Annotated in this window: 17 protein-coding genes and 1 tRNA gene; 13 read left to right on the forward strand and 5 right to left on the reverse strand. The window is 46.4% G+C overall.

All coding sequences use genetic code 11. From position 1 onward, the window contains the following. The first annotated feature begins 13 nt into the window (after positions 1 to 13). The 3 genes from QMA41_RS16610 (at position 14) to QMA41_RS16620 (ending at position 3,517) form a co-directional block, all read left to right on the forward strand. Positions 14 to 1,024 (forward strand): TAXI family TRAP transporter solute-binding subunit, encoded by a 1,011-nt coding sequence (locus QMA41_RS16610; RefSeq protein WP_281630192.1) that lies wholly within the window; start codon positions 14 to 16, stop codon positions 1,022 to 1,024. Between the two features lie 29 nt (positions 1,025 to 1,053). After that, the gene (locus tag QMA41_RS16615; RefSeq protein ID WP_281630193.1) at positions 1,054 to 3,180 is read left to right on the forward strand and encodes a TRAP transporter permease; all 2,127 of its coding nucleotides are present in this window, start codon (positions 1,054 to 1,056) and stop codon (positions 3,178 to 3,180) included. Positions 3,181 to 3,426: 246 nt separating this feature from the next. Then, a tRNA-Ser gene (locus QMA41_RS16620) sits at positions 3,427 to 3,517 on the forward strand. A gap of 178 nt (positions 3,518 to 3,695) precedes the next feature. Here QMA41_RS16620 and QMA41_RS16625 read toward each other — a convergent pair. After that, complete coding sequence (locus tag QMA41_RS16625) at positions 3,696 to 4,178, reverse strand: NUDIX domain-containing protein (RefSeq protein WP_281630194.1); 483 nt, start codon at positions 4,176 to 4,178, stop codon at positions 3,696 to 3,698. Positions 4,179 to 4,187: 9 nt separating this feature from the next. Beyond that, positions 4,188 to 5,114, reverse strand: a complete 927-nt coding sequence (locus QMA41_RS16630; protein ID WP_082314230.1) for a histone deacetylase — start codon at positions 5,112 to 5,114, stop codon at positions 4,188 to 4,190. A gap of 258 nt (positions 5,115 to 5,372) precedes the next feature. Here QMA41_RS16630 and QMA41_RS16635 point away from each other — a divergent pair, with 258 nt between their 5' ends. The 3 genes from QMA41_RS16635 to QMA41_RS16645 all read left to right on the forward strand — a co-directional run bounded on the left by QMA41_RS16635 (position 5,373) and on the right by QMA41_RS16645 (position 7,508). Continuing rightward, positions 5,373 to 6,053 (forward strand): SDR family oxidoreductase, encoded by a 681-nt coding sequence (locus QMA41_RS16635; protein ID WP_281630195.1) that lies wholly within the window; start codon positions 5,373 to 5,375, stop codon positions 6,051 to 6,053. Between the two features lie 121 nt (positions 6,054 to 6,174). Beyond that, positions 6,175 to 6,708 (forward strand): YbhB/YbcL family Raf kinase inhibitor-like protein, encoded by a 534-nt coding sequence (locus QMA41_RS16640; RefSeq protein WP_171354488.1) that lies wholly within the window; start codon positions 6,175 to 6,177, stop codon positions 6,706 to 6,708. 14 nt (positions 6,709 to 6,722) lie between these two features. Next, on the forward strand, positions 6,723 to 7,508 hold the full coding sequence (locus tag QMA41_RS16645) for an AraC family transcriptional regulator (RefSeq protein ID WP_281630196.1): 786 nt from the start codon (positions 6,723 to 6,725) through the stop codon (positions 7,506 to 7,508). On the opposite strand, the gene QMA41_RS16650 is transcribed toward QMA41_RS16645, so the two are convergent. Continuing rightward, entirely contained in the window at positions 7,505 to 9,469 is a 1,965-nt protein-coding gene (locus QMA41_RS16650) for a DNA topoisomerase III (RefSeq protein WP_281630197.1), read from the reverse strand. The genes QMA41_RS16645 and QMA41_RS16650 overlap by 4 nt on opposite strands. 94 nt (positions 9,470 to 9,563) lie before the next feature. Further along, the gene (locus tag QMA41_RS16655; protein ID WP_006962978.1) at positions 9,564 to 9,899 is read right to left on the reverse strand and encodes a Grx4 family monothiol glutaredoxin; all 336 of its coding nucleotides are present in this window, start codon (positions 9,897 to 9,899) and stop codon (positions 9,564 to 9,566) included. Between the two features lie 255 nt (positions 9,900 to 10,154). On the opposite strand from QMA41_RS16655, the gene sodB reads away from it, so the two are divergent. The 3 genes from sodB to QMA41_RS16670 all read left to right on the forward strand — a co-directional run bounded on the left by sodB (position 10,155) and on the right by QMA41_RS16670 (position 12,242). Beyond that, on the forward strand, positions 10,155 to 10,739 hold the full coding sequence (gene sodB / locus QMA41_RS16660) for a superoxide dismutase [Fe] (protein WP_006962979.1): 585 nt from the start codon (positions 10,155 to 10,157) through the stop codon (positions 10,737 to 10,739). Positions 10,740 to 10,871: 132 nt separating this feature from the next. Further along, on the forward strand, positions 10,872 to 11,381 hold the full coding sequence (locus QMA41_RS16665) for a VC2046/SO_2500 family protein (protein ID WP_019276522.1): 510 nt from the start codon (positions 10,872 to 10,874) through the stop codon (positions 11,379 to 11,381). 198 nt (positions 11,382 to 11,579) lie between these two features. After that, complete coding sequence (locus tag QMA41_RS16670; RefSeq protein WP_006962981.1) at positions 11,580 to 12,242, forward strand: SDR family oxidoreductase; 663 nt, start codon at positions 11,580 to 11,582, stop codon at positions 12,240 to 12,242. Between the two features lies 1 nt (position 12,243). On the opposite strand, the gene QMA41_RS16675 is transcribed toward QMA41_RS16670, so the two are convergent. Further along, positions 12,244 to 12,699, reverse strand: coding sequence for a low molecular weight protein-tyrosine-phosphatase (locus QMA41_RS16675; protein ID WP_281630221.1), 456 nt, complete (start codon positions 12,697 to 12,699; stop codon positions 12,244 to 12,246). 273 nt (positions 12,700 to 12,972) lie between these two features. Between QMA41_RS16675 and folK the strand changes: the two genes are divergently transcribed. From folK to folM, 4 genes are all read left to right on the forward strand, one after another. Then, on the forward strand, positions 12,973 to 13,464 hold the full coding sequence (gene folK, locus QMA41_RS16680; protein WP_281630198.1) for a 2-amino-4-hydroxy-6-hydroxymethyldihydropteridine diphosphokinase: 492 nt from the start codon (positions 12,973 to 12,975) through the stop codon (positions 13,462 to 13,464). Between the two features lie 113 nt (positions 13,465 to 13,577). Next, positions 13,578 to 13,955, forward strand: a complete 378-nt coding sequence (gene folX / locus QMA41_RS16685; protein ID WP_281630222.1) for a dihydroneopterin triphosphate 2'-epimerase — start codon at positions 13,578 to 13,580, stop codon at positions 13,953 to 13,955. Then, on the forward strand, positions 13,952 to 14,590 hold the full coding sequence (gene folE, locus QMA41_RS16690) for a GTP cyclohydrolase I FolE (protein WP_006962985.1): 639 nt from the start codon (positions 13,952 to 13,954) through the stop codon (positions 14,588 to 14,590). Before folX ends, folE begins: the two co-directional genes overlap by 4 nt. After that, positions 14,587 to 15,300 (forward strand): dihydromonapterin reductase, encoded by a 714-nt coding sequence (folM, locus tag QMA41_RS16695; RefSeq protein WP_281630199.1) that lies wholly within the window; start codon positions 14,587 to 14,589, stop codon positions 15,298 to 15,300. Before folE ends, folM begins: the two co-directional genes overlap by 4 nt. The last annotated feature ends 2 nt before the right edge of the window (positions 15,301 to 15,302 follow it).

Consider the following 15,302-nt stretch of genomic DNA (forward strand, 5'->3'; position numbering starts at 1 on the left):
ATGGAGCATCATCATGACGTTAAAACAGATCTTCACAGCCACAGCACTTACACTCAGCACGCTGGCATTTACTCATCCAACTCTCGCTAGCGATCGCAGCTATATTCTCGCGACCGCTTCAACCGGTGGAACTTACTATCCGGTAGGCGTGGCACTGGCAACGTTAAGTAAGGTGAAACTCGCCCCTAAGCAACATTTCTCACTGGCCGCCATCAGCTCTGCAGGTTCCGGAGAAAACATTAAGCTTCTTAATGACAATCAGGCACAATTTGCGATTTTGCAGGGGCTGTATGGCGCTTGGGCATGGCAAGGAGCGGGGCCTTACCAGAAGTCAGGCAGTCAGACTCAATTGCGTTCAGTTTCCATGCTGTGGCAAAACGTGGAACATTTTATTGTACGTTCAAACTTAGCGCAGACAGGAACTGTAAGTGACCTTGAAAAGCTAGAAGGCAAAAAATTTTCTATTGGTAAGAAAAGCTCAGGTACAGAGAACTCGGGGCGTCAGATACTGCGCAGCCTCTCTATTAATCCGGAAGATTTCAAATTGGCCTTCATGGGCTATGGTGGTAGCGCCAGCGCACTGCAAAACGGCACCATTGATGGTATGAACACACCAGCGGGCGTTCCTGTTGGTGCGGTTACTCAAGCGTTTGCCGCGCTTGGCAGTGACATTCAAATTCTCTCTTTTACCGATGAGCAAATCAAACAGGCAAATCAGGAATATGACATCTGGACCAAATATGAGATACCAGCCAACACCTACCCGGGCGTAGATAAACCCATCACTACAATTGCTCAGCCAAACTTCCTTGCGGTGCGCGACGATATACCAGAGGAAGACGTTTATCAGCTGACGAAAGCAATCTACGAAAACTTATCCTTCTTGCAAGGCATCCACAAAGCCACCAAAGCGATGGCGTTGGAAAAAGGCACCTCTGGCCTGCCAGTACCACTGCACCCAGGCGCAGCTCGCTATTACCGAGAAATGGGTATCGTTCTTCCACCTGAGTTGATCGTTCGTTAAGCCGTTCACCTGCACGCATGGAGTTTGTTATGAAGGATTCACTTCAGCAAGAACTGCAAAAGTTTGAACTGCCCACACGTACTGACTTTCCCTTGGTTGGGAAAGTCATCACAACACTCGGTGTGGTTCTCTCTCTATTACATATCTGGTTTAACACCATAGCGACACTGCCTGAGTTATGGATTTCCGCCATTCACTTTGCTGGTTTCGCCATCATATGTGCACTCTGGTACCCGGCAAACGGGTCTTTAAAAGGAAATCGAACGGCACTTGTTGCAGATATTGGGCTCGTCATCGCCATCCTCGCTTGTGTCGTCTACCTCCCGTTTGCTGAAGATGCACTCTACGAGCGAGGCATGAGCTTTATTGCCAGCGACTGGTTCTTTTCTGTACTGGCAATCGCCATCGTCATAGAACTCATACGCCGCACCATGGGCTGGTTCATTCCGGTCCTGATCCTTGTCTGCCTCAGTTACGTGGTACTGTGGGGGAAATGGACAACCGGTTTATTCCACTTTCCCGGGTTGAGCTTTGAGACTCTGCTCTATCGAAGCTTCTACTCTTCGGAAGGGATGTTCGGCCCCATTTCGCGCATAAGCTGGACGTTTGTCTTCATGTTCATTCTATTTGGCGCCTTTCTGGTCCGTTCAGGCGTTGGTGACTACATTCTTGCTGTAGCAAAAGCAGCCGCTGGAAAAATCATAGGTGGGCCCGGTTTTATCGCCGTTATCGGCTCGGGTTTAATGGGTTCGGTATCTGGCTCAAGTGTCGCCAATACCGTTTCCACGGGCGTCATCAGCATTCCTCTGATGCAAAAAGCAGGCTTTCCACCTCGCTTCGCAGCCGGCGTCGAAGCGGCTGCATCAACCGGAGGGCAGCTCATGCCACCTGTTATGGGTGCTGGTGCATTTATCATCGCCTCTTACACGCAAATCCCCTATGTCGACATCATCTTAGTGTCTCTGTTACCTGCATTGATTTACTTTCTCTCTGTGGCTTTCTTCGTGCGGATTGAAGCTAAACGTAGTGGCGTACAAAAGGTGTCGACTGGTGGCGAGTCATTGCTCCGCGTCTTACTATCTGGCTGGCATAACCTGATTCCATTAGCAGTATTAGTGACGCTGTTGGTGCAAGGATTTACACCTACTTATGCCGCAGGACTGTCCATTTTGTCCGTTGTGGTCGCGTCATGGTTTTCAAAACAGCACAGAATGGGCCCACGCGCTATTTTTGAAGCATTGGCACAAGGCGCAAAAAACATGGCCACCACCGCCGTGCTTTTGGTCGGGATTGGTTTAGTGGTGAATGTCATCAGTACCACGGGTATTGGCAACACCTTCTCACTTATGATTCATCACTGGGCAAACGGACAACTGCTGCTGATGATCCTGTTTGTTGCCCTAGCCTCTTTGATACTGGGAATGGGCTTACCTGTCACCGCGTCTTACATTGTACTAGGCACGCTGTCTGCGCCTGCTCTGTATGAGTTGCTGGCAGAGAAACAGCTGCTCGACCTCATGGTGTCCGGTCAACTGCCACAAGAGGCGATGTCTATCTTTATGCTCACCGCACCGGATCAACTCAACACACTTGCCGCTCCTATGTCATTGGAAACGGCTCAGCAACTGCTCTCCCAAGTACCTGCTGATTTTATGCAGACATTACTCGAACAAAGCTTGGGGCTGGAAACCGTCAGTCTGGCTTTGCTGTCCGCGCACCTGATCATTTTCTGGTTATCGCAAGACAGCAATGTCACGCCGCCAGTGTGTTTAACAGCCTTTGCCGCCGCGACCATTGCCCGCACTCCACCGATGCGAACCGGCTTTACGGCATGGAAAATAGCCAAGGGTTTATATCTGGTTCCGCTGCTGATCGCCTACAGTGGTATTGTCAGCTGGGATACGGTGTCAGTACTGGAAGCAGGGGTGTTCGCTATTTTGGGCACTTATGCATTTGTTGGCGCAATGGAAGGTTATCTGGAAGGGAAAATCCATCTGGTAATGCGTATCTTACTTGTCGCTATCGGTTGCGCCCTCGTCTGGCCTGAAACTGCTTTGATTGTGCGCTTAGCATGCTGTGCAATATTGATTGCTTTCGTGTGGTACAGCCGAAAACACTATCAACCAGCGCCGTTACAACAGCCTGTTTCCTCTTAGTCGACGGGATGATTAAGTAAAGAGCGCTATACTTCTGAGCGCTGTGATTATCACAGCGCTCTTTCTATTCTCCATGAATCTATTTTTCACAGCTCACTACCGAATAACTCTCTGTTTATTCGTCATATTTGGTCTAAAAACACGCACTTGATCTAGTTTTCCTCTTCAAGTGCTCACAATTAAAGCAATCAGTAAAATTAGGGGTTTACAAGAAAAACCAACCTATATATTATTCGCCTCAACAACGGAGAGATGGCTGAGTGGTTGAAAGCACCGGTCTTGAAAACCGGCATACGTTAATAGCGTATCTAGGGTTCAAATCCCTATCTCTCCGCCACATTCAGTAAAAAAGCCGCTAAGCAATTAGCGGCTTTTTTCATTCTTGTTGTTCGGAAACGGAAGTTGTCTATTCACCTAGTGGAGTGCAACCCACCTTCCTATAAAAAGCCCACTCATATCTGAGCGGACTTTTTACTCTCATGTCACCTTCTCTAATCGGCAAAATTTCACTCAGCCTATAACTGATTGATATCTTCCTGATCGCCTTGCGCGTAACTGCCAAGATGAGTAGAAAAGCTCTCGGTCTGAATCAGTTCCAGTACTTTATCTTTGAGCTCTTTCGGATACATACGCTTGTCGTTCAGTTCAGTCAAAGGCACCCATTCCACAGACTGGATGTATTCTTCGTCATTAAGTCCAGTAAGGTTCTCGATATGAGGTTCACCATGATAGTGGGAGACGCGATAGAAGAATTCTGAGTGATAGCGGTTTTTGTGCGTTTCAAGAAACTCGCGCACACAAATCAGCTCTCCTGCTTCAATATCCAGCCCAGCTTCCTCTTTGAACTCCCTCACAACACAATCTTTTGAGCTTCTGTCGCCCGCTTCCATGCCACCACCCGGTGGGATCCAATACTCTCCCGTAAAGTCTCTTACTTTCAAAAGCAGTATCGCGCCATTGTCGATGAGTATGCCTGCAGCCCGAATTCTCTGTTCCATTGTTAACCTTTATTGATTGCCATAGACCTGAAAGGCCGCATTAAGTAACTGCATGTGGATCGGTACCAATTCGCTGTGGTCAGTGCGGTAGCCGCCTCCAACAACACAGCCTATCGGAATTACGTTCGCTTTTGCCAGCTCAAACATGACAACGTCTCGTTGGTAAATCGCTTGAGTAGAAACATTGAAGTAACCAAGCTCGTCGTCTTGATGAATATCTACACCCGCATCATAAAGGATCAAATCCGGTTGATGCAGATTAATCGCCATTTCAACAACTGAGGAAAACGAGCTAAGAAACTCTTCATCACTGGTTTCACGTGGTAAAGCCACATCCATATCTGAATCTGGCTTACGTGCAGGAAAGTTTTTATCGCAATGAAAGGATAGCGTCACGATGTCATCCTGATCTGCACATAACGTTGCCGTCCCATCACCATGATGGACGTCACTATCAACAATCAGCACTTTTTCGATGCCTTCATGCGTTAGTGCACGTTTCGCCGCCAATACCAAATCATTAAGTAAACAGAACCCACTGCCAAAATCATAATGTGCATGGTGGTATCCGCCACTCAGGTGGATAGCCACACCATGTTCAATCGCTTTTTCAGCCGTCAGACAGGTTCCACCAGCCGACGTCAATGTGCGTTCAATAAGGCACTCACTCCACGGGAAACCAATACGTCGCATCCGCGCTGCAGGCAGGCCACCAGAAAACAGCTCAGACACGTACTGTTCACAGTGCGTCTTCATCACTTCCTCTGATGTCAAAGCTTGAGGTTCACAGTAGTGGAAAAACGCCTGCCACTGCTCGTCACGAAAGCGCACTTTCTCGATCTCATTGAATAACAGACGATACTTATGGATCGGGTATCGGTGGCCTTGAGGTAACGGCAGCTCTGAATAGATGGAATGATAAATCAGTGGGATCATTGATATCAGTCGATATTTGAGTTTTGAGTATGGTAACAAGTTGCATCACGGTTGCAAAACAACTTAAATAGTAATAATTATCATTTGAGTTATTTAATCTTATGCATCATCCAAAACTGTTTTTACTGCTAGGAATCATAGCCGGTTCAGTTGGCGCTATATCTTTGTTTTCCCTGATGCTGGTCTTTGCGTGGTGGCTGGTTGATTTTACGTTGACCGCTTAGCAAAATAGCCCAAATACTTTAACAGGGGTTCACCATGAAAACTGTTCTAATCACCGGAGCTAACCGTGGTATCGGGCTGAGCTTAGTCAAAAACTACCTTGCTCAAGGCTGGCAGGTTCACGCAACCTATCGCTCGGAGAAAAGCTCGCAAGATCTCCTTGAGCTGGAAGGTGACAACCTGACGTGCCATCCGCTCGACGTGACGGATTATCAAGGGCTGAGTGAGTTCGCCAACGCTCTGCCAGCGCTTGATGTGCTGATCAATAATGCAGGCTACTATGGACCAAAAGGCTATGGCTTTGGTAATACCGATATCGACGAGTGGCGCAAAGTACTTGAAATTAACACCATCGCGCCACTAAAACTCGTTGAAGCACTTTTCCCCAACCTACAAAGAGGTCAGCTTAAAAAGATTGCCTGCCTCTCTTCTAAAGTGGGTAGCATGACGGAAAATACGTCTGGTGGCGGTTATATTTATCGCTCGTCCAAAGCCGCACTTAACTCAGTAGTAAAAAGCCTGAGTAACGACCTTTCCAGTCAAGATTTCACCGTTTTAGCGCTTCACCCAGGTTGGGTACAAACAGAAATGGGCGGGCCAAATGCGTTAATTGATACGCAAACATCCGCGGCGGGACTTGTTGAAGTGATCGAGAGTGCCGATATCAGCCGCTCTGGCGAATTTATCAACTACGATGGCACCGCACTTCCTTGGTAATATCAAAATCAACAAAAAGTATCACTATTAACTAATATTAGATTGAATGTGATACTTTTAGATCCATAGAAACAGATTGAGCTCGTTAAACTGACACTAAATCAGACACAAGGAGCTCAACATGAAAGCAATCACATTAGCACTAATGACAGCTGGCTTGATGCTGTCAGGCAACACATTTGCCTTTGATCTAACCAGTCAGGATATTCAGGAAGGTCATCCAATGGAGAAGACCTTCGAATTTTCTGGCTGGGGATGCTCAGGCAATAATTTGTCGCCGCAGTTAAGCTGGGACAACGCACCAAAGGGCACCAAGAGTTTCGCCATTACAGCTTACGACCCAGATGCGCCGACCGAAAGTGGCTTTTGGCATTGGATTGCAATCGATATTCCTGCTGACGTCAGTCAGCTACCTAGAGGGGCAGATATCAGCAAGCTGGGTGGTTTAGAAACCCGTATTGACTATGGCACCAAAGGCTTTGGTGGAGCTTGTCCACCCGTGGGTGATGGTATGCATCGTTATCAGTTCACGGTTTGGGCACTACCAAAAGCAAAGCTGGAGTTGGATGAGGATACACCGGCGGCTGTGGTTGGCTTTACCCTTAATAGCATCGCATTAGCGAAAACGACGCTGACAGCGACCTATACCCGTTAATTGAAGGAGGAGTGATGGCCCACCAATTTCAGATCACTGAGTTTCGTGCCCAGCACTTACAAGCTTTGAGAAATGTGACGATTCACTCCCCTAGCATCATCCAGATTTTATCCGGCAACAAAAGACTGTTCTGGCAGGAAGAGTCTGTCACGCTAACACCTGACTCGCTCATATTGTGCAGCGCAGCCAGCTCATGGAACTTTGCCAATCTTCCAGAAAAAGGGCCATTCCTGTCACGAGTGTTTAGCTTCCACTATTTACCTAGTCAGGAAATGCTCGATTTGAGCGAAAATGCCGCTCACTCATCGAGTCCCTCTTACTACTTAGTCGACAAACCAATCAGAGACACACTCAATACACTTGCAACGGTTAACCTAAAGGCGATGAGCCCCCGCACTCAACAGTATTGGATAATGCCGCTTTATCAGCAGTTGGCAGAACAAGGCGCTCTGCATAAGATTTTTCGCTCTTCCCAAGCATCACTGACGCAAACTATTACCCAATACCTTTCCATCGCACCAGCGGACGAACACTCTCTTGAAGGCGTCGCCGATCATTTTGGTATGAGCCGGGCAACGCTGATCCGAAAGCTGAAGCAGGAAGGCAGTCAATATCGGCAATTACTAGCACAGGTGCGCCTCAGCCATGCATTGCAATTGATGCAAAAATATCAATACGATGGCTACCAGTTAGCGCAAATGTGCGGTTATCAGTCAGAAGAACGCTTTCGTCAGCGTTTTAGAGAAAGGTTTGGCGTCACGCCAAGAGAGTATCAACGAACTATTGGCAATGAACATTAACTGCTCTTACGGCGCGTGGTCGCACGTTTCTGACCACCAGTTTTCGCACTGCTTCTCCGCTTACGCTTAAAGGCAGGACGTTCCACCTTAGGTAGATGACGCAGTGACTCACGCACTTCGCCGCCTTTCACTTGCTGCATTAAACCATCAATACGCGTTTGCAATGCCTGCATAAATGGGCTGTAGGCTTGATTACGTTCAGCCATTCCTTGAAGCTGATGCTCCCAGTGTGCCGTCATATCGGGATAAGTCGACTCGGAAGGCAATGCATGCACTAGCCCTCTTCCCGCTGGTGAACTGAGGATTGTTTTGCCCTGCCGTTGCAGCAGTTGGCGCTTAAACAGCGTATCCAAAATCCCTGCGCGAGTCGCTTCGGTACCTAGGCCATCGGTTTCTTTGAGGATCTTTTTCAGCTCTTTGTCTTCAACAAAACGGGCAATGCCTGTCATCGCTTGCAGTAAAGTCGCTTCAGTAAAGTGCTTAGGTGGCTCAGTCTTACGGTCTTTGATCTCGCCTTCACGACAAGTCAGTACTGTGCCCTCATCAAGCGGGGGAACCGCGTCAACGCCCGTGTCGTCATCATCCACTTTTCCCATCAACGCTTTCCAGCCAGCCGAAACAAGCTGGCGACCTTTAGCAATAAAAGTCCCGCCAGCGATATCAAATACCAGTTTCGCCTCTGCATAAACCGCGGCTGGATAAAACTGCATTAGATACTGGCGAGCAATTTGCTGATAGATTTTCATCTCATTGCCTGACAGTGCATTTACGGAAGCCTTTTTAGGCGTGGGAATGATCGCGTGGTGCGCGTCCACTTTTTTATCATTCCATGCTTTGGATTTGAGACTTAAATCAGCGCCATGAACAGCCTGACCTAACTCATTACAGTTGTTCGATATCGCATCGCAAACACTTTTGGCCTGTCCATAATGTTCCATCGGCAGGTATCGGCAATCCGACCTAGGGTAAGTGATGAGCTTGTGCTTTTCATACAAAGATTGGCAGGTATCCAGAACCTGCTGAGCACTCATGCCAAAACGCTTGGCAGCGTCAATCTGTAACGCAGAGAGAGAATAAGGTAACGGAGCCGATTGCTTGGTTTGCTTTTGCTCCGACTCGACAACCTTGGCAGGCTGATTCGTAATGCGATTGGCAACGTTCTCGACCAGTTTACGATTGAGAACCCGCCCTTCTTCATCTTGCCAAGGCTTACACGCGTCGCTCGGTTTCCAACGGGCACGGATATCAAACGCGCTATTTCCGTCCTGATAAGGAATCAATGCATGCAAGGTAAAATAGTCTCGAGGGACGAAGTTCTCAATCTCTTCATCACGACGAACCACCAGCCCAAGCACGGGTGTCTGAACCCTGCCGACTGACAGCACCCCTTGATAGCCCGCTTTTTGCCCCAGTAGCGTATAAGCACGAGACATATTCATGCCATACAACCAGTCAGCTCGGGAGCGAGCAAGAGCGGAAACCGAAAGAGGAATAAACTCGTGGTTACTGCGCATCTGATTTAGCGCGCGTTTGACCGCTGGTAAGTTGAGGTCGCTAATCAATAAGCGCTGCGTGGCTTCTTTTTTCGTCTTACTGACTTTGCAGTAATCCAACACTTCATCCACCAATAACTGGCCTTCACGATCCGGGTCGCCAGCGTGAATGATTTCAGACGCTTCTTTGAGTAACTTCTTAACTACAGTCAGCTGTTTAGACGCCGACTTGCGAGGACGTAGTTGCCAGTGTTCGGGAACGATTGGTAAATCAGCCAGATTCCATTTTTTGTATCTATCGTCGTAAGCATCCGGTTCTACCTGCTCAAGCAAGTGACCAATGCACCACGTCACCACGTCGCCATTGCCACAACGAATAAAACCCTGATCTTTCTTTTGCGGATTAGGCAACGCCGCAGCGATAGCTCGACCTAAGCTCGGTTTTTCAGCAATAAACAGACGTGACATAAAACTTAATCAGGCAGATACAATAAGGGCCACATTATCGAATGTGGCCCTTAAAAATCAAGAAAAACTGTAAATTTAAACAGTAGTTTCTCTATTATTCTTCGTCTGCACCAGCGCGTTCAGCTGCTTCTTTAATCAGTGGCTGAAGTTCACCTTTCTGGAACATCTCAATAATAATGTCACAACCGCCAATCAGCTCACCTTCAACCCAAAGTTGTGGGAATGTTGGCCACTGTGCGTATGCAGGTAGCTCAGCACGGATATCCGGGTTTTGTAGGATATCTACATAAGCGAATTTTTCACCACATGCCATTAGTGCTTGTGAAGCCTGAGATGAGAAGCCGCAGCTAGGTAGCTTTGGAGAACCTTTCATGTAAAGAAGGATAGCGTTCTCTTCGATTTGCTGTTTGATTTTGTCGATGGTTTCCATTACTTCCTCTTCATGGAGTTACTGCAAGTTATTGACACATTTTAAACCATTGGCGGAGAATAAAAAGCCTATAATATCTATGGTTTTATAGAAGAAAGAAATTTGTCGAGGCGCTTTTATTAAAGTAAAAACTTGTTAGACTATAACGCAAGTCAGCAGAATGACATGGTTGGCCTGTGGCGAGCCATGAATAATAAATAACACTGGAAGCAATCGAGAGAGTTTAACTCTTTCATATCAATGGAGAATCGAGCAATGGCATTTGAACTACCAGCTCTTCCTTACGCGAAAGACGCGCTAGAACCACATATCTCAGCAGAGACTCTAGATTTCCACCACGGTAAGCACCACAACACTTACGTAGTTAAGCTAAACGGTCTTATCCCAGGTACTGAGTTCGAAGGCAAAACGCTAGAAGAAATCATCAAAACGTCTACTGGTGGCGTATTCAACAACGCAGCACAGATCTGGAACCACACGTTCTACTGGCACTGTCTAGCTCCAAACGCGGGCGGTGAACCAACAGGCGCAGTTGCTGACGCAATCAACGCTGCATTCGGTTCTTTCGAAGAGTTCAAAGCGAAGTTCACTGATTCAGCAATCAACAACTTCGGTTCTTCTTGGACTTGGCTAGTTAAGAAAGCTGACGGTTCTCTAGACATCGTTAACACTTCTAACGCAGCGACTCCTCTAACAGAAGAAGGTACAACTCCACTTCTTACTGTTGACCTATGGGAACACGCTTACTACATCGATTACCGTAACGTTCGTCCAGACTACATGAATGGTTTCTGGGCGCTAGTTAACTGGGACTTCGTAGCAGAAAACCTAGCTAAATAATCCTCCCCTATAGGATTTAAAATTTAGTCGCTTAAAAAGCCAGCACTTAGCTGGCTTTTTTCTTTTCTAGTCAGTCATTTCCCCTAAAGTTCACCTCGATGTTGCCGCTACATAGGCATCAAGCGAGGTAACATGCAAACTCAGATTCACACCTTAGATAAAGCGGGTATTATTAACGAACTTCAGTTCGGCAAGGGGATTAACCATGCTGTTCACGAAGGGCGTCGTGCCGACTTCGCTTTGATTCTGTCGATGTTTTCTGATGACGTTCGCGATAACACCCCCATCGAGAAGGTAAACGAGCAGGACGCAACTGAAGAAGCTTTGAGGCGCCGATTCGAACTGCAACCTCCCCAGCAAATTCGTTCTGATCAGGACTCCTACCCTATCTCGGCGATGCAAGCCGATATGTTTCATCGCGCAGGCTTACCAAGTGCCAAACTGACTCACTACCTTCACCCTGAAGTTCTGACATACATGCCAGAAGATACTCACAACCTTCCTGAAGAGATTTACAATAATTTATCTGGCCATCAACGCCGCCAGTTAGGCGAAAAAGACGCCAAGGAACTGATACCTATCGATCTCTACAATCAGCTGATCAAAGCCCAGCGAACCTTCCAGATCCAAACGCAAGTTTGAAGATCAATCGAGATCACACAATCCTGTCTTCGATTTTCCTTTATATTCAATCAATCACTTATAAATGTGAATGAGTGCAAATTATTTACCCCAAGCACAAGATATGCACAAGTTATTTGAGCTTATTCACACTTAAGCAACAACTAATCTACCATGCTATGTGGACAACCTTTTTAGCTATGGACGGAGGCTCACTATATGGATATAAAAAGTGCCGTGATTTTAATCACTTCGGCAGGCTCACAGCTTGGTAGTACGCTCGCTACGCACTTTGCTTCACTGGGTGCCACCGTTGTTCTTTGCGATAAAAGCGCGGCTCAATTGAATGAAACTTTTGTCCGTTGCAAAGCCATTTCACCAGATATATATCAATACGCTTTGCCGGATCATTCAGTGGACTCTATCCACTCTCTTTTCGGATTTATTGATCAATCGGTTCATCAATCACCGGATGTTTTGATCAATGCCTTGACCAGTCAGGCTATGCCCAAGTTTTTTGATGATCGAGCGGGAGATGTCTTTACGCAGCACTTATCACTAATGGCCGCGACATTGTTTAGTTTTGGCCAGGCTACAGCAGAAAAAATGCGTCAGGATAAGAAAAACGGTGTGATTGTGAATGTGATTGCTCACGCGGATTACCATGATTTATCCGGATTTGAAAACGCGACTTCTATGGTTGCCGGATTTACCCAGAGCTGGGCAAAAGAACTGACACCGTTTAATATTCGAGTCGGTGGTGTGGTCCCTTGCTACGAACAAGAAGAAACCCACTGGGCTAAAATCCACGATGAGCTGATCCGCAATACGGAATACATTGTTTCAAACGATTATTTCAGCGGCCGAGTGATGGCCGCCTAAGCTAAAGAGATCGAAGAAGTTTTTCTGATGCTTCTTCGATCAAATCCAACACCAACTCAAACCCCTTATCACCGCCGTAGTAGGGATCTGGAATTTCCTCTTCACACGCTTCTCCAAAGCTAAGAAACAGCCTGAGCTTCTCTTGATACTGAGATGGGCATTGTGCTTTCAAGTCAGCTAAATTGTCTCGATCAGCCGCTAAAATCAGGTCAAAGTGCTCAAAGTCGCTATCAACAACTTTGCGAGAACGAATCCCTTTGAATGAGTAACCTCGTTGTTCACCCGCGGCTTTCGAGCGAGGATCTGTTGGGTTACCTTGGTGGTAGCCAATCGTACCCGCGGAATCCACTTCGACATCCACGCCCATTTGCTCTGCTTTCGCGCGCAGAATTGCCTCTCCCGTGGGAGAACGGCAAATGTTTCCCATGCATACCACAAGTATTGATGGTTTCTTTATATTATTCATAGCTTTAAACCTATAACGCTGCCAAATCCCGTACTCAATATTCACATAATTTAATATTAAAACACCTTCTCAAGTTATTACCAGTAAAGTGCAGATCTCAAAACTCTATTTTTGCATATGTCGAATACCAATCAATTCATGATCCTTTCTGCCCCACTTCACGTAACTTAAGGACGTAATTCAAGTAGTAAGGCAAGGGTGCGTTAACCAAAAACAAACTTTGGTTGGCACCGTTTGAGAAGAGACATAGGGAAGCCTACGACAATGCATCACGTAACTGTCAGCATTGGCAGCAACATCGACAGAGAGTTTTACGTTTACAAAGCGTTGAACGCACTTGATCACTTTTTCGCGCCTCTGACCGTATCTAAATCTTATGACTGTGTACCTGTTGGCTTTGAGGGTGAAAACTTTCTAAACTTGGTAGTGGGGTTTGAGTGCTCTCAATCCGTAAGTGACCTAGCAACATTACTTAGACAAATCGAAGATGAAAGTGATCGCGTTAGAAGTGGAGAAAAATTCGCTTCAAGAACACTAGACCTCGACATACTCACTTTCGATGATCTAGTCGGAATCATTGATGGTGTTGAGCTCCCTCGAGGCGAAATCACCGAAAACGCGTTTGTGCTTCGCCCGCTAGCAGACATTATTCCACACGAAACTCATCCACTAACAACAAAGACATACGAGCAACTTTGGAGTGAATACGACAAAAGCAGTCAGCATGTCACCGTGACCGATTTCACTTGGCCTTAATCTGCTCATCCTTCCTATCTCAATCAGTCTTCCCTCTTACCGCTATATGCAAATTGATCTCAGCAAGCGGCTATTACGTAAAGGTTGATACGGTCCTAAATTAGGAAAATATGATGAATCACAACGCAATAATAACAATTACTAACCTCAGACTTCGTACCTACATCGGTTTCAACGAAGAGGAAAAAAAGAAGCAGCAAGACATCATTATCAACGCAGAAATCCACTACCCAGCTAATAAACTTTGTTTAGAAGACAATATTGATAATGCCTTGAATTACAAAACCATCTGTAAAGGAATCATTAACTATGTCGAAAATGGCAGGTTCTTACTGTTAGAAAAACTCACCAGCGACGTTCTCGGCATCTGTATCGATCATCCTTGGGTCTCTTATGCTCAAGTTAAGATTGATAAACCTCATGCTCTGAGATTTGCAGACTCTGTTTCTCTCACTTTGAACTACACGGCAGAAACAGGAGACAAGGCATGATTTCACCAGAAGCTCAAAAAGTACAAGAAGCATTAATCGCACGTGGATTGGAAACGCCACTCGTTCCCTCTGAAATGACGGCAGATGAGAAATATCAACGTATTCGAGGTCTACTCACCGAAGTCATTAGCACATTAGGACTGGATCTTACCGACGATAGCTTGGCTGAAACACCTCATCGTATTTCAAAAATGTACGTGCATGAGATTTTCTCTGGTCTGGATTACCAGAACTTTCCAAAAATCAGTGTGATTGAAAACAAAATGGCCGTTGATGAAATGGTCAAAGTATCGGATGTGAACATCACGTCGACCTGTGAGCATCACTTCATCACTATTGATGGCCTAGCTCAAGTCGCTTACATTCCGTCGAACAAAATCATTGGTTTGTCGAAAATAAATCGCATTGTACGCTTCTTTGCACAGCGACCACAGGTACAAGAGCGCCTCACTCAACAAATCTTAGTGGCGATTCAAACCCTGACGGAAACTGAAAATGTCGCAGTGTCTATAAAAGCCACTCACTACTGCGTTAAATCTCGAGGTGTCATGGATACTAGCTCAGAGACATCGACTACTGCACTGGGTGGCATCTTCAAAACCAACCCTCAGACCCGCGCGGAGTTTCTAGGATGAAAGGAGCGGTGGTAATAACAGGTGTTGGTAAAAGACTGGGATTAGCATTGGCGAAAGATTTTCTCGCTCAAGATTATAGAGTGATCGGTACTTATCGCACCGCATACCCAGAACTTGAAACTTTACAGGCACAAGGAGCTGACTTGCATCAAGTTGATTTCTATCAGCCTGCAAGCCTCGATGCTTTTATCCAATATCTCAATCTTGAGTACTCTGAGCTGCGGGCGGTTATTCATAATGCTTCAGACTGGAGCCCGGATGAGCCTGCAGGGTCCAACAATCACGCTCAGGTGTTGCAAAAAATGATGGCGGTTCATGTGAGCACACCATACCAGATGAACTTGGCACTACAAGGATTACTCTCCAAGGGCTCTGGCACCAGCGATATTATTCACATTAGTGACTATGTTGCTGAAAAAGGCAGTAAAAAGCATGCAGCCTATGCAGCCAGTAAAGCTGCGCTTAACAATCTTACGCTCTCGTTCTCAGCTATGTTAGCGCCAAAGGTTAAAGTGAACACCGTTTCTCCAGCCCTTCTTAAGTTTAATGATCATGATGATGATGCGTACAAGCAAAAGGCTCTGACCAAAGCGCTTATACCCCATGAAGCAGGTTTTGAAGAAGTGATAGAAGCGATTCGGTTTATCATGTCTAGCGAATACATGACTGGCAGGAACATCTATCTCGATGGTGGTAGGCACTTGAAATGACA

It is taken from the genome of Vibrio sp. St2 (assembly GCF_947311885.1).
Classification (GTDB): Bacteria; Pseudomonadota; Gammaproteobacteria; order Enterobacterales; family Vibrionaceae; genus Vibrio; species Vibrio coralliilyticus.

Coding starts and splice junctions, on each gene's coding strand:
- QMA41_RS16610 (WP_281630192.1), top strand. CDS start 14: ATGACGTTAAAACAGATCTTCACAGCCACAGCACTTACACTCAGCACG.
- QMA41_RS16615 (WP_281630193.1), top strand. CDS start 1,054: ATGAAGGATTCACTTCAGCAAGAACTGCAAAAGTTTGAACTGCCCACA.
- QMA41_RS16625 (WP_281630194.1), bottom strand. CDS start 4,178: ATGGAACAGAGAATTCGGGCTGCAGGCATACTCATCGACAATGGCGCG.
- QMA41_RS16630 (WP_082314230.1), bottom strand. CDS start 5,114: ATGATCCCACTGATTTATCATTCCATCTATTCAGAGCTGCCGTTACCT.
- QMA41_RS16635 (WP_281630195.1), top strand. CDS start 5,373: ATGAAAACTGTTCTAATCACCGGAGCTAACCGTGGTATCGGGCTGAGC.
- QMA41_RS16640 (WP_171354488.1), top strand. CDS start 6,175: ATGAAAGCAATCACATTAGCACTAATGACAGCTGGCTTGATGCTGTCA.
- QMA41_RS16645 (WP_281630196.1), top strand. CDS start 6,723: ATGGCCCACCAATTTCAGATCACTGAGTTTCGTGCCCAGCACTTACAA.
- QMA41_RS16650 (WP_281630197.1), bottom strand. CDS start 9,469: ATGTCACGTCTGTTTATTGCTGAAAAACCGAGCTTAGGTCGAGCTATC.
- QMA41_RS16655 (WP_006962978.1), bottom strand. CDS start 9,899: ATGGAAACCATCGACAAAATCAAACAGCAAATCGAAGAGAACGCTATC.
- sodB (WP_006962979.1), top strand. CDS start 10,155: ATGGCATTTGAACTACCAGCTCTTCCTTACGCGAAAGACGCGCTAGAA.
- QMA41_RS16665 (WP_019276522.1), top strand. CDS start 10,872: ATGCAAACTCAGATTCACACCTTAGATAAAGCGGGTATTATTAACGAA.
- QMA41_RS16670 (WP_006962981.1), top strand. CDS start 11,580: ATGGATATAAAAAGTGCCGTGATTTTAATCACTTCGGCAGGCTCACAG.
- folK (WP_281630198.1), top strand. CDS start 12,973: ATGCATCACGTAACTGTCAGCATTGGCAGCAACATCGACAGAGAGTTT.
- folX (WP_281630222.1), top strand. CDS start 13,578: ATGAATCACAACGCAATAATAACAATTACTAACCTCAGACTTCGTACC.
- folE (WP_006962985.1), top strand. CDS start 13,952: ATGATTTCACCAGAAGCTCAAAAAGTACAAGAAGCATTAATCGCACGT.
- folM (WP_281630199.1), top strand. CDS start 14,587: ATGAAAGGAGCGGTGGTAATAACAGGTGTTGGTAAAAGACTGGGATTA.